This is a genomic window from Pantoea sp. App145, from assembly GCF_047947045.1.
In the GTDB taxonomy this organism is placed as follows: Bacteria; Pseudomonadota; Gammaproteobacteria; order Enterobacterales; family Enterobacteriaceae; genus Pantoea.
Genome location: NZ_CP133293.1, coordinates 319578 through 333333, shown reverse-complemented (window position 1 = coordinate 333333; position 13756 = coordinate 319578). Strand labels below are relative to the sequence as shown.

Genomic DNA, 13756 nt, shown 5'->3' with positions numbered 1-13756 from the left:
CTATCCTGCAGCGATTATTTTCAGTTAGCTAAGGTCCGCGCCGTTAGTGGCGATAACCTTTTTGTACCAGTAGAACGAGTCTTTACGCAGACGTTCAAGAGTTCCGTTGCCCTCATCATCTTGATCGACATAGATAAAACCATATCTTTTTGACATCTGGGACGTACCCGCACTAATGATATCAATAGTGCCCCAGCTAGTGTAGCCCAGTAAATCAACCCCCTCATGAACAGCCGCAAGCATTTGCTCAAAGTGAGAACGAAAGTATTCAATCCTATACTCATCATGGATTTTTCCATCCACGACTACATCTTTGGCTCCCATACCATTTTCAACAATGAAAAGTGGCTTCTGATAACGGTCATAAAGTTCCAGCAATGAAATTTTTAGCCCGACCGGATCTACCTGCCATCCCCATTCTGACGCAGGAAGATAGGGATTTTTTACGCCCAGAACTGTATTTCCAGGGGTACGTTCTGCATCAGGTTGTACTGACTCCGTCATGGACATGTAATAACTGAACGAAACAAAATCGACAGTGTGTTGGCGTATGATATCTAAATCAATATGCTGCATTTCAATGTTAATACCACGAAGTTCCAACTCGCGTTTGATCAGCGGTGGGTAGTAACCTTTTACCTGAACGTCAGAGTAAAAATAGTTTTCGAGGTTTTTCTTAAGAGTTGCTTCCACATCATCCGGATGACAGGTACGCGGATATGTGGTTAATTTAGTTAGCATGCAGCCAACCTTACTCCCAGGGATTACTTTATGGCAGTCACGGGTTACCATTGCTGAGGCAACAAACTGATGATGTAATGCTTGATAGATGTCTTCTTCAGATTTGCCTTCCGTACTTTTTTCCTCGCGGATCCCTGCTGTAGTAAATGGATGACGGATGATGCTATCTATTTCATTAAATGTCAGCCAGTAAAGGACCAAATCTTTGTAGCGTTCGAAACACACATTGCTGAAGCGGACAAAGGCGTCAACAACGTTACGGTGGACCCAACCATTATATTTCTCGCTTAAAACAAGCGGCATCTCATAGTGTGACAATGTTACAAGTGGTTCTATGTTGTATCTCCGCATTTCAATAAAGAGGTCCTCATAAAACTTCAGACCTGCTTCATTTGGGGATTTGTCTTCCCCTGTAGGGAAAATGCGAGTCCATGCAATAGATACACGAAGTACTTTGATGCCCATTTCCGCAAATAATGCCAAATCACCTTTGTAACGATGGTAGAAATCAATACCACGTCGTTTTGGATATTCTAAGTCTTTCAGACCGTTAAGTGCATCAGCGACATTCTCATCAGAGATAGCCATGTGTCCTGCATAGTCCTTCACGCTTAGTTTGGGCTTTGCCTGTACGGCATCAGCAACGGATGGTCCTTTACCATCAACATTCCATGCACCTTCGGACTGGTTTGCTGCGATAGCAGCACCCCATAGAAAGTTATCAGGAAATACAGGGTTATGCGTGCTCATATGGCCTCCTTTAATGTCAATATATTGAATTGGTTATCAATTTCATTTTTTGGTGATTCTGCAGTGATCTCAAAGCGTTCGCTATTAGTAACCACCATTACTACTACTGGGTCATAGCCAGCTTTGACGATCTGACTGATATCAAACTCAATCAGGAGGTCACCTTTCTTAACTGTCTGATTATCGCTTATCTTCGGATTGAAACCTTTACCGTTCATTTGGATGGTATCAATACCTATATGGAAAATGATTTCAGCGCCATTTTCCATAAGCATACTCGCCGCATGTCCGCTTTCGAATACATGGCATATCACCCCATTTGCTGGCGCGTAAAGTGCCCCAAAAGTTGGGATAACTGCGATACCATCACCCATAATCTTGCTTGAAAAAACATCATCATTGACCTCTTCGAGAGGAATGACTTTTCCCTGAATTGGGCTAGTAAGGACAGCTATTTTAAGGGCTTCCGTTGCTGGCTTATTAGTAGAAGTTTCTTTAGAGTCTACTTTAGCTTTGTCCTGCCAAAGCAGAAGAGTGACAGCGAAAGTGAGAACGAAAGATATTATTGCACCGGAAAAAGCGTAAATGAGGTTGTGTGGGTTATCCGGAGCGGCAAAAATTGAAATACTTGCCAGCCCAGGGCCAACAAGGGCAAAGGCCGCCACAGCCATATAGCTAAGGAAACCGCCACCGATTACGCTGCCAATCATTACGGAATACAGCACTTTTTTATTCAGCAGCGTGATACCGTAAAGTGCGGGTTCAGTGATGCCACAAAGAGCAGATAATCCTGATGACAGTGCTGTGGATTTCATGCTTTTGTCTTTGCTTTTAATCGTAATAGCAAGGCAGGCACCAGCTTCGGCAATGTTATGAGCCAGTGATGCAGGTAGGTATAATGTTTCGCGCCCGAACTGTCCCATTGCTGCCACAGCGTAAGGCAGTAAAGGTTTATGCATCCCAGCGGCCACGATGAAAGGCAAAGCACCGGCAAGTACTGCTGTGGCAACAAAACCGAATTTCCCATAAAGCCAGAGGATGACTGTTGCGAGGGCTGATCCCAGCTCATAACCTAATGGACCAAGAAACAGTAATGTGACCGGTACTGTTACCAGAAGCGACATCATCGGTGCCAGAAAAATTTTCAGCGCACTGGGTGAGTAACGGTTGAAGAATTTTTCCGTTTGCGCATAAAAGAGTACACAAATGATGGCCGGGAATACCTGTGTAGCATAAGGTATGTTCTTGATATCAAAAATCAGGAACGTTGTACCTTTTGCCATCATCGCTGTCAGAGATGGCAGGATAAGCACTGATACTGCAGACACGGCCAGTAGGATATTAACTTTAAGCTTCGTCGCTGTGGTAATGGCGACTAACAAGGGCAGAAAATAAATAGGCGCGGTTCCGATGCTGTCCAGCACTTTGTATGTGGAGGTCTCTTTGCTTAACCATCCAACCATATCGAGGATAATCAGTAACGATTTCAGGACACCCCCCCCAGCAATAGCCGGAATGAGTGGCTGGAAAACACTGATCACAAAATCAACAATGACAGCTCCCCACTTCTTTTTGGCACGGGCTTTATCGCGGGTCGTTTGTTTACCTGCAACCAGTCTTTTAAGAGCATTGCAGACATCTGCAACCTCTTTGCCGATAACGATTTGGCACTGAGCATTAACTCTGACACCAATCACTCCAGGTACTTTTTCAAGCTTAGAACTATCGACTAACTTGTTGTCATGAAGACTGAGCCGGAGACGCGTAGAACAATGCTCAATATGCTCGATATTGCTGGGTCCACCAATCAAATCAAGGATCTGGCGGCCGGTATTTTCGTAGTCCATCTGAAGCCTCTTATACAAAAAAAAAGACCCGAAGACCTCCCTTTTTATGGGGAGCTCTTCAGGTCTTGCCTGCTTTACCAGTTACATGCCTGTAATACTAATTAGTAATTAATATAATTTGATGTTTGAAATATCAATAGTCAATAATCGTTTTTCTTCGAACTGTGACAAGGATAACAAAATTCCAAATAATCGTCGAAAATGTATACACTTACTACAAGTGCAATCAGATATTGAACAAATATTCCTAATATTACTTATATGAAAGAATTCCAGGCATGATTTTCTGGTAACTAATGAATTACCACCAAACTTCTGCCTGCGCACCTATAGCTAGCTGATCTTTTTTATTATCAGTAAATTCGAAGCTGGAAATATCGTTCTGATTAGCTCGCAAATATGTTATATAGAATCGCAACTCTGGCCTGGAGGTTAGAATCGATGTGTTTACTTTCAATGCATGATAAAGTGTTGCCTTATAACCAGATTCAGAGAAAGTATCATCCTGTACTTTGTTCTCCTGACGGAACCAGCCCAATTCGACGCCCGTTTGGTTATAATAATCCCAGATATAAGCTGGCCGTACTACAACACGATAGCTTTCAAAATCAGTGTGTGCACCAGTATCGTAGCTATAAATATCATTACCATTAGAATACACCAGAGCATGGGCTACAATAGTATCTTTCATAGGGTAAAACTCACCCTGTGAAATCAACCTAAATGCTGTTCCATTAGTATGGTTTCCGTAGTAATTATCACCGTTTCCATAGGAAGGATTCGCTCCAGAGATACGTGCGAATGCGCTTGCAATCGAGTTATCAGCAACCTGGAATGTTAATTCATCATAACCACCGGACTCAAATTTTTGTCTAAGAATTGCACCGGCAAGCCATGCATCCTTCACATGATAAAACTTACCATCAGATTCACCGGATTTGACCGTATCTGACTTATTTGCAGCGGCGTAACGGCCATCAAGCTCCAGTGTGGCATTTTCCCAAAGTGGAAGTTCACGGTAACGCATGTCAACCGTATTGCTGTTTACTTGTACAGTTTGACCAGAGGTACTGTAATCAACAGCTCGTGCATTCAGATCCTGACGCACAATTGAGAAGTTGAATTTACCTGGCCCTATTTTCCAGTTTTCAATACCTAAACCGGCTCCGCTGTCTGTTCTGACACTTTTCCAATCAAGCATCTGAATTTCGTACTTCGGTAAGTAGTGTTTACCCACCCATAAATCAGCTTCAGGTGCGAAGTTCAGGAAACCTTTGGTTGTCAGATAGATATCGGAGAACTGGAGAACGTTTTCAGTACTTTTATCGAAGACAGCGTTCCCGTACTGTTCACCGACGTTACCATCTAGCATAACGACAGCATGTGCAGTCTTACCATCCTGGTCGTATACTTTCTGCTTGAGTTGGAGATCAAACCATGAAGTGTATTCATTACCGAAACGTCCAAGAGATCCAATAGCATATTCTTTTGGCGAGCCGTGATTAGATGTTCCCCAACCTGAACGGAAATAACCATTGTAAGAAAATCCAATATCATTTTTTACAAAATTACTAATGTCCTTTAATGTCAGGTCGCTATTAACTTTGGTTGTGCCGGTTTGAGTTGATTTTTTGTTTTTTTCCGTCTCTGGAGCAGCAGCAGTATTAACTTTCGGCTGAACCATTGCTATTGATGTGTTCGCCGAACTCTGGTTCGCTAGACTTGCGTTCTTATATTTATTCAGTTCAGCTTTTGTGCTGGCTAACTCTGCCGTATTTTCTTGTAGTTTTTTTTCAAGCAGAGAAAGTCGCTCCTCCACAGTTAGACTTTTACCGTAAGCATTACTGAATATGGCAGAGATGAGACAAAATAAAAGTGTCTTCTTCATTTTTTAATTCTCATATGTGTTTGACGATATGTATGAATCTGTATGTTTCAATTTAAATCTCGAGCCGCTTTCAGGTACGAAAAGTAAATATTTTATTTTTATGTTTAATCTCTATTCTCAGGGGAGGGTGATAAACATAAAGAAGATTCCTTTTCTAACGCTTATATAATGTGTTAACTAATTAGTCGCTCACCTTATCTCATCAGAGTAATGATTTTTTTGACAGAATTTAAATCAAAGGGAATTAAATAACCATTAAACGTATACATCAGGCTGTGTGGGGTATCCGGAGTGAAAAAATTGAAATACTTACCAGACAAGGACCAACTAGGGCAAAGGCCGCCACAGACATATAGCTAAGGATACCGCCACCGATTACGCTGCCAATCATTACGGAATACAGCACTTTTTTATTCAGCAGCGTGATACCGTAAAGTGCGGGTTCAGTGATGCCACAAAGAGCAGATAATCCTGATGACTGTGCTGTGGATTTCATGCTTTTGTCTTTGCTTTTAATCGTAATAGCAAGGCAGGCACCAGCTTCGGCAATGTTATGAGCCAGTGATGCAGGCAGATATAACGTTTCGCGCCCGAACTGTCCCATTGCTGCCTCAGCGTAAGGCAGCAAAGGTTTATGTATCCCAGCGGCCACGATGAAAAGCAAAGTACCGGCAAGGACTACTGTGGCAACTGCCTGTATTGCATAAGGTATGTTCTTGAAGTCAAAAATCAGGAACGTTGTACCTTTTGCCATTATCGCTGTCAGAGAAGGCAGAACAAGCACTGATACTGCAGATATGGCCAGTAGGATATTGACTTTAAGCTTCGTCGCTGTAGTGATGGCGACTAACAAGGGCAGAAAATAAATAGGTGCGGTTCCGATGCTGTCCAGCACTTTGTATGTGGAGGTCTCTTTGCTTAACCATCCAACCATATCGAGGATAATCAGCAACGATTTCAGGACACCCCCCCCAGCGATAGCCGGAATGAGTGGCTGGAAAACACTGATCACAAAATCAACAATGACAGCTCCCCACTTCTTCTTCGCACGAGTTTTATCGCTGGTCGTTTGCTTACCTGCAACCAGTCTTTTAAGAGCATTGCAGATATCTGCAACCTCTTTGCCGATAACAATTTGGCACTGAGCATTAACCCTGACGCCAATCACTCCAGGTGCTTTTTCAAGCTCAGAACTATCGACTAATTTTTTGTCATGAAGACTAAGCCGTGTTGAACAGTGCTCGATATGCGTGGTGTCTCTCGGTCCACCAACAAGATTGAGTGTTTTTTGGACTAATTTTAAGTAATCCATCTGCTACCTCACACACAAACACAAAAAAAAGACCTGATATGAGCAATGAATTCAATTCATTGCTCATATCAGGTCTTGCCTGCTTTACCAGTTACACGCCTGTACTTCGCTATATGCATTAAAGTATTTTGCAGGAGCACTTTTCAATAGTTTACTTTGCAATCTATCCATTATGTGACATATGTAACAAATTTTGAAGCCCGAAAGGGTAGTTGGTCAATACTTAACATATTAATTTTGAATTTTCAAAAAAGAAGTAAATTTGTATTGTTTTCATAACGTTTAATTCTGATTTTTAACTAATTTTTATTGTTGAAAAATCACCCTGCATCAGGCAGGGAATGAATCAAATCATGCTCAAGGTTGAATAGTTTGTTTTACTATAATCAAGATGTTAATGCCTATCTTAAACCTATAGAGAGTGATTTTCCCTGGAAGAGGAGATGTTTTCTCCTCTATATTTTTAATAGGGGCTTGTCATGTTTCAATTTTTAAAAATAATAGGAATGTCCTATATATCTATAATGGTATTTACTAATGAGGAAGCTAAGATATTAAGATTTCAAGGTATCCCAATATATCGCATAAAAGATGTCACCACTGCAGATGCAATAATAACAAGAATCATAGATTTCTTCCGCCACGCCAGAATAACTCCAACAAAGACTCCCAGTATTCGAGAAAAACCGGCAAAGTGGCCACTACTGTAAAACGTTGTAGCCAATGCAACGGAGACGAGGAGTGTTGTAGCTGCATCTGACAGCAGTGCACTTGATTTTTCAGAAAGCGCCAGGCGGTTCCCTAGCTTCACGCCTCCGAGTCGCATAGCATATGTCCCACCCCCGAGAATAGCTATCCCAACAAGAATGGTAATAAAGTCATCCATTATTTTTTCCTCACCAGTAATCCCAATATTGATAACAGAAACGGAGCACCCGCTGGGATCAGGGGAATGGTAATCAATGAGATTAAAGCTCCCGCGGAAGATCTAAGTAATGTGGTTTTATTTTTGAATGCAGGAATGACTAACGCTAATAAAACAGTGGGGAACACTGCATCCAGACCGATGTTCTGAGGAGAGGGTAATATTTTTCCTAATAATCCCCCAATCAACGTCCCAAGCGGCCAGAAAATCACTACACCAATACCACAGACCCAATAAGCTGCAACGCGCATTTTATGTGTGGATTGGGACATGCCAAAAACAACGCTTGAATCATTCATAATGTAAGCGCCGAGTATTGCCTTCATGCGGCTTCCTACTAATTCACGTACAGCTAAACCGAACGGGAAATGACGAGCATTGACAAGTAATCCAGCGATGGCTGCTGCAATTGGATGTCCTCCGCTGGCAATTATCCCAAGAAATATAAATTCCGACGAACCGGCAGCAACTATTACTGAGGTTAGGAGAGGTATCCAAAGTGGGAATCCATAACCTATTGATAATGAACCATATGATATGCCTACCATTCCTAAGGCTAGACAAAGCAGTAAGATGGATTTTTTGGTTTCTCGCGGCAAAATGAGATGAATCTTTGAGAGCATGATGTATTCCATATCGAACGAAACGTTCATTAAAATGCACTTCCCGGATGAAATCTTCAAGTAGTATCCTGTTCATTTTAACGAACGATAGGACGACATATAGCCGAACCAGGTAAATTGATGCGGAAAACTTAGTTAGGGAATCGAGTTAAAGTAGGTTTGTCATTATGGTACTTTTCAAAATGAGTGATTAATTTACAAATGAACGTTCTCACAACTTGAGACTGGAAATGAAAACAAAATGTTGAGACATTGTTTGTCTTGTGTATTCCTCTCGATATGCTATTGACCTGGCTACTCTAATCTCCTGAAAAATGGATGCTAATACTTCGGCGCTGAGAGAGACTCATACTGACTACTAACCTGGTAAATCATCAATTATGCCACACATTACAAGTGGAAAATTAATTTCCCACACAAACACTTGCTCTTATTGGCGTGAAACGTTTCGTAAAACGAATTTTTCGCATGAGTTTTACTGACAGTAAAATGAAATATTTTCTGCCGGGCAGGGGGGCGTTTCATCAACCAGAATCAATAGAACATTAAAATTACATTTGTTTATTAGATAAATTCACAGTATTCTCACATGATATATATATCATGTGAGTGATTGTTCTGTGCAGGAATTCAAAGAGTTATTAAGCCAAAACCCGTATAATGTAAATCTTGACATCGAGTTGCTTCGGACATTTTTGACTATAGCTGAATCTTCTTCATTTTCAACAGCTGGGGCTAAACTCAATAAAACTCAACCCGCTATCAGTCAGCAAATGCAGCGTCTGGAACATCAGCTTGGTTTATCGCTTTTTGACAAGAATGGTCGTACAAAACGGCTTTCAATTCATGGGCAAAAACTTCTCCAGCATGCTTATCAGTTACTTGCCATTCATGATGAAACTATTCGGTCCGTTTACAATAGCAGTATTACTGGCCATTTGCGCATTGGAGCACCATTTGATGTCTCCGATACCATTTTACCAATGCTGCTAAGTCATATTGTAAAAGCGGCGCCCAACATTGATATTGAAATCAAGATTGAACATAGTGCTATGTTAATGGATGCATTGCACCGTGGTGAGATAGATATGATTATTTCAACACGTGAAGATGACAAGCTCGAAGGCGGGATACTCAAAACTTCCCCCATTGTCTGGTTTTGTTCTGAGCACTATAGATACGATCGACGAATGCCTTTGCCCCTGATTCTGGCGGATGGGCCTGGTTTGTTTGCGAAGTTCGCGTTGAAAGCGCTTGAAGAACACCGAATTCCCTGGCGACAGGCATTTCTGTCATCTAATCTGATAGCCATTAAATCAGCTATTCATGCTGGTCTGGGAGTAACAGCGCGGGGTATAGAGGCTCTTTCACCCGATATGCGGATTCTCAGTGAGAAGGACGGGCTACCGCCGTTGCCTCAAATCAGCTATTACCTGTGGATTCGGCCACGTGCGGTGAACCCTTTTGTACGGCAGGCTTATAATATACTGCGTAACAGTTTCGAAATTGATGAAATACGTAACGGTTGATCTCTGCCTGCTCAGTAAAAATCTGAGCAGGCGAGTAGCGATTACTTTAACGCGATGCTGTAGAAAATAAAGAAACGATTTTCATCAACATTGCGTGTAAAGTTTGAACGGTAGGTCCCATTTCTCCATTTTAGTCTTACATTTTTAAATATTCCATGAGGGTCAAATGAATAGGTAATATCAGTGTTACGTTCCCATTCTTTTCCCGTGTAACCACTACGCTCTATACCTCCGCCTGAAATATACATGTTACTAATTGTCAAGCCCGGTATACCAAGGTTTCGGAAATTATAGTCATATTGAACTTTCCATGAGTGCTCGCCGGTTTCACTGAAGGATCCAATTAGTTGATAGTTGGTCAGATAAGGGTCTGTGCCTGAAATATATGGGAATGCCGTATCTCCAAGTGAGCGCTGGTAACTTACATTCAGCTTCTGTACCCCCAGACTGTACGATAGCAGACCACTATATAAGGTATTATCTATTTTACCAGCGAGATGACTGCCATCTCCTTTACTGTAAAACCCACGAAAGTCGGTGGTTAATGCACCCGGTCCCACCTGCCATTTTTTTGTCGCACCAACAAACTGCTGATCATAAACATCTACAAACTGGGCATAGTAATAACGGGCATTGAGAGCGAGATCGGTGAATTGATATTCCCCCCCCAGATAGTTGAAATTTTTCCGACTATTTATAGTCTTGTAGCGACCATTGGTGGTCGCTAGTTGTATCGGAGTATAGTGGGTAGCACTCCGGTTCATTACTTCCGTAAAGTGGCCGGCATTTAACGTCAGATTGGGTATTTCTTGTGAAGACAACCTGACACCACGATAAACCTGAGGCAATACGGCTCCATCGTACAACAGTACTGGGAGATAACTCACCATGCTACCCGCATTGATAACCGTATTAGATACTTTTGTTTTAAATGTTGGCATGAATTTTCCAGCGTAATTATAGGCTTCCCCATCGCCATGTTTTTTTAGTAGTACACCGGAATGCTCTTTTGATGAATTCAGTTTTAATGCAGCCATCGCATTAAAATCGAACCCGAAGCCTACCAAGCCAGGTGTATATCCTGACTGATATTTCAACTGAGTTAGTGAGGCAGTTTCCTGCCCATATGACTGACCTGAACCGCTTCGCCAGTCCCGATCATAGGAGAGTACACGGGTATCCAGCACTAACTTGCTGTCATCCCAGAAACCCTGAGCATGCGCACTGGACGCAAAAGATAAAAGCAGTAATGAATAAATTTTCTTATTCATGATTTTCCCCTGATGAGAATAAAAAAGCATTGTTTTATTAAGTTGATGACTGCTATTGCGCGGCGCAGACTAACAACCTTTATCTGAGCGCCCAATTAAGGGCTTTGAATATGCTTATGCTTTTTATTTCTATTCGAATAAAAGGAAAATCATCATTTTGCTTTTACTATTGATAATTATATGTTTTTTTTCTTCCTTGTTTTTTTCAGTTTTTTTGGAGGGTGTTTATGTATCGTAAACGCTAATGCATTATCAGGATTTATTTATGAAACTTGTTAATCTCATATATGAAAATTTGCTGCAACTCTGTATTCAGGGATGATCTCCCTGATTTTGGTGGGGAAATGGCAAAGTAACCGACCTCTATTGAAGGGAAGAAAGGAACAGCGACCAGTGTTTCGTGCATATGTTGTGCAGTAATTGCATCGACAATACCCACCCCTAAACCTGCTGCTGCAAGATCGCAGCAATGCTTCATCGACGTCTCAAGAATCTGAGAGAGAATAATGTCGTTATCGGAGATAATTTTCTGCAGTGATTCCCGCAATATGGTTTGTCTTCCCGGCAGTAAAACGCGGTAATCCGTGAGGTCTGACAAAGCAATTTCGGTTTTGTCTGCAAGCGGATGGGATTTCGATAATACTGCCACAGCATGAGACTGATGCACTTTTTCTGCACGTAGTGCTGTATTTCCCGGATTTCCGCTGATAAAGCCGATATCGTACTGGCGACTGAGCACCATTTCGGTTATTGACGCTGTGCTTTCCACATCCATGACGAGTGATAAGCCCGGATAGCGTGTCAGCAGAGTGGGGATGACATGATCCGCACAGATTTGGGAGAGGCCCGGCGCAACGCCAAGACGTAAAACGCGATTTTTTTCCTGGCGAATATTGTCAGCTACCTGAGCAACGTGCTCCATGCCGAGAAAAATACGTTCTACCTCCCGGTATAATTGCGATGCCTCCTGCCGAGGTTCCAGGCGTCTTCCATCTCGCTCGAATAACTGCAAGTTTAAAGAAAATTCGAAGTCTTTAATTAGCCTACTGACTGCTGGTTGCGTGACATTCATTATTTTAGCCGCTTCAGTGACTCCGCCTGTTTTCATTACCTTATAAAAAGCTTCAAGTTGTCTTGGGTTGATCTGTGCCATTTTTTGTTAACGCTCATAACTTTCATTTATACAAAACATAGTAAATACTATTTTTTTTAAGCTTAATCATCTTATATTGTATCCGCTGATATAAAAAATCGATTTTTATTCCTTTATGGAATATATGAATAAGGCATTGATATAAGATGACCCGGAAATTATTAGCACTCAGTGCATCTCTGCTTTGCGGAGCGTTATTTATTCCAAGCCTACATGCCCAAAACCTGACAGTAGGTTTATCGGCGTTATCCACATCCATAGACCCCCAGTTCTATGTTGGCGGGGCAAATGGCGCGTTGTCGCGCTCTCTGTTTGATGGCTTGGTCAATCAGGATGATAAACAAAAAATCGTCCCAGCGTTGGCGATCTCCTGGAAAGCTACTGATGAAACCACCTGGGTTTTTCATCTACGCCCTGGTGTCACATTCCATGATGGTTCTTCATTCAGCGCCCAGGATGTAGTGGCGAGTATTCACCGTGTCGCGCTTGCTGCCAAAAATAGCCCCAGCTCGTATCTGCCTTATGTCGCCGATATTGCAGATGTGCGTGCGATAGATCCACTGACGGTGGAAATTAAAACCAAACAGCCAGCGGCATTGTTGCTCAATAACCTGAGCCGGATTGCCATCCTGCCTGCTCGGCTGGAAAAAGTGGGGACCGATGCGTTAAAAAATACGGACATTATCGGTACCGGCCCATTTAAATTCGTTTCCTGGACGCCTAACGATCAGGTGGTGCTGGAGCGGAATGATCATTACTGGGGAGGTAAGGCTGAATGGGAGCATGTTACGCTTAAAGTGTATAAAAATGACAGCTCGCGTGTTGCTGCGTTGTTGGCGGGTGATACTGACCTGATTGAGAATGTCCCTACCAGTGATCGCCACCGTCTCAGCCAGCAGAGTCAGCTCGCCACTTTATCCGTGCCGGGTAATCGTCTGCTGTATCTCCACCCGGACCAGGATCGGGATAAGTCGCCCTTTGTACAGGCCAGTGACGGCAGTAACCCGCTTAAGAAAGCAGATGTGCGGCGCGCCATGTCACTTGCGATTAACCGTCAACTCATTATTGATCGTATTTACGATGGGCAGGGCAGCGTGGCATCGCAGCTGGTGCCCCAGGGGTATTTTGGTTATCAGCCTGCTATTGCCGCTCCGGTTTACGATCCGGCTAAAGCGAAGGATCTACTGGCGAAAGTGGGTTATCCGAGCGGGTTTACCCTGACTTTTCAAGCATCTAATGACCGTTATCCCAACGATGCACGTGTTGCACAGGCACTTGGTCAGATGTTAAGCCGCGTAGGTATTAAAACCAGTGTAGAAACCATGCCTGGCAGCGTCTATTTCTCGCGCGCCGCAAAACGAGACTTCAGCCTGGTCATGGGGGGAGCGGCGATTGAGACCGGCGAAGCTTCGGGCATTCTTGGCCCTTTGCTGGAGACTTTTGGTCCGGGTGCCGGGCAGGGTAACCGCGGACGCTACTCCAACCCGGAATTCGATCGCCTGTTAAACCAGGCGCGTGAGACCCTCGATGCTAGCCAACGAGAGAAGCTGTTGCAGCAGGCGACGTCTATCGCGATGCAGGATGAAGGGATTATCCCATTGTTGTTTCTTGCCAATACCTGGGCGATGAAAAAAGGCTTCCACTACGATGGCCGCTCAGACGGTTTCACGTTGCCTTACTACGTTCATAAATAAATTTTAAAAGTTGCTGACACCAG

10 protein-coding genes are annotated in these 13756 nt (G+C 42.9%); 2 read left to right on the top strand and 8 right to left on the bottom strand.

Translation table 11 applies throughout. From position 1 onward, the window contains the following. Positions 1–24: 24 nt before the first annotated feature. The 6 genes from RCF31_RS26360 to RCF31_RS26335 all read right to left on the bottom strand — a co-directional run bounded on the left by RCF31_RS26360 (position 25) and on the right by RCF31_RS26335 (position 8086). Positions 25–1491 carry a glycoside hydrolase family 1 protein gene (locus RCF31_RS26360; protein WP_416414277.1) on the bottom strand — a complete coding sequence of 489 codons (1467 nt, stop codon included), beginning with the start codon at positions 1489–1491 and terminating at the stop codon, positions 25–27. Further along, positions 1488–3338 (bottom strand): beta-glucoside-specific PTS transporter subunit IIABC, encoded by a 1851-nt coding sequence (locus RCF31_RS26355; RefSeq protein WP_416414276.1) that lies wholly within the window; start codon positions 3336–3338, stop codon positions 1488–1490. Before RCF31_RS26355 ends, RCF31_RS26360 begins: the two co-directional genes overlap by 4 nt. A 301-nt stretch (positions 3339–3639) precedes the next feature. Then, on the bottom strand, positions 3640–5226 hold the full coding sequence (locus tag RCF31_RS26350; RefSeq protein WP_416414275.1) for a carbohydrate porin: 1587 nt from the start codon (positions 5224–5226) through the stop codon (positions 3640–3642). 268 nt (positions 5227–5494) lie between these two features. Continuing rightward, entirely contained in the window at positions 5495–6538 is a 1044-nt protein-coding gene (locus RCF31_RS26345; RefSeq protein ID WP_416414274.1) for a hypothetical protein, read from the bottom strand. Positions 6539–7100: 562 nt separating this feature from the next. Then, the gene (locus RCF31_RS26340) at positions 7101–7424 is read right to left on the bottom strand and encodes an AzlD domain-containing protein (protein WP_416414273.1); all 324 of its coding nucleotides are present in this window, start codon (positions 7422–7424) and stop codon (positions 7101–7103) included. Continuing rightward, positions 7424–8086 (bottom strand): AzlC family ABC transporter permease, encoded by a 663-nt coding sequence (locus tag RCF31_RS26335; RefSeq protein ID WP_416414552.1) that lies wholly within the window; start codon positions 8084–8086, stop codon positions 7424–7426. The genes RCF31_RS26340 and RCF31_RS26335 overlap by 1 nt, the downstream gene beginning before the upstream one ends. A gap of 620 nt (positions 8087–8706) precedes the next feature. On the opposite strand from RCF31_RS26335, the gene RCF31_RS26330 reads away from it, so the two are divergent. Next, positions 8707–9615 (top strand): LysR substrate-binding domain-containing protein, encoded by a 909-nt coding sequence (locus tag RCF31_RS26330; RefSeq protein WP_416414272.1) that lies wholly within the window; start codon positions 8707–8709, stop codon positions 9613–9615. Between the two features lie 41 nt (positions 9616–9656). On the opposite strand, the gene RCF31_RS26325 is transcribed toward RCF31_RS26330, so the two are convergent. Beyond that, positions 9657–10886 (bottom strand): OprD family outer membrane porin, encoded by a 1230-nt coding sequence (locus RCF31_RS26325; protein ID WP_416414271.1) that lies wholly within the window; start codon positions 10884–10886, stop codon positions 9657–9659. A 259-nt stretch (positions 10887–11145) separates the two neighbouring features. After that, complete coding sequence (locus tag RCF31_RS26320) at positions 11146–12039, bottom strand: LysR family transcriptional regulator (protein WP_416414270.1); 894 nt, start codon at positions 12037–12039, stop codon at positions 11146–11148. 146 nt (positions 12040–12185) lie between these two features. Here RCF31_RS26320 and RCF31_RS26315 point away from each other — a divergent pair, with 146 nt between their 5' ends. Then, positions 12186–13733, top strand: a complete 1548-nt coding sequence (locus tag RCF31_RS26315) for an ABC transporter substrate-binding protein (RefSeq protein WP_416414269.1) — start codon at positions 12186–12188, stop codon at positions 13731–13733. Positions 13734–13756: the final 23 nt, after the last annotated feature.

Excerpts from the sequence above, each read along its gene's own strand:
- RCF31_RS26335 (WP_416414552.1), bottom strand. The coding sequence starts at position 8,086 with ATGCTCTCAAAGATTCATCTCATTTTGCCGCGAGAAACCAAAAAATCC.
- RCF31_RS26325 (WP_416414271.1), bottom strand. The coding sequence starts at position 10,886 with ATGAATAAGAAAATTTATTCATTACTGCTTTTATCTTTTGCGTCCAGT.
- RCF31_RS26320 (WP_416414270.1), bottom strand. The coding sequence starts at position 12,039 with ATGGCACAGATCAACCCAAGACAACTTGAAGCTTTTTATAAGGTAATG.
- RCF31_RS26355 (WP_416414276.1), bottom strand. The coding sequence starts at position 3,338 with ATGGACTACGAAAATACCGGCCGCCAGATCCTTGATTTGATTGGTGGA.
- RCF31_RS26350 (WP_416414275.1), bottom strand. The coding sequence starts at position 5,226 with ATGAAGAAGACACTTTTATTTTGTCTCATCTCTGCCATATTCAGTAAT.
- RCF31_RS26340 (WP_416414273.1), bottom strand. The coding sequence starts at position 7,424 with ATGGATGACTTTATTACCATTCTTGTTGGGATAGCTATTCTCGGGGGT.
- RCF31_RS26315 (WP_416414269.1), top strand. The coding sequence starts at position 12,186 with ATGACCCGGAAATTATTAGCACTCAGTGCATCTCTGCTTTGCGGAGCG.
- RCF31_RS26345 (WP_416414274.1), bottom strand. The coding sequence starts at position 6,538 with ATGGATTACTTAAAATTAGTCCAAAAAACACTCAATCTTGTTGGTGGA.
- RCF31_RS26360 (WP_416414277.1), bottom strand. The coding sequence starts at position 1,491 with ATGAGCACGCATAACCCTGTATTTCCTGATAACTTTCTATGGGGTGCT.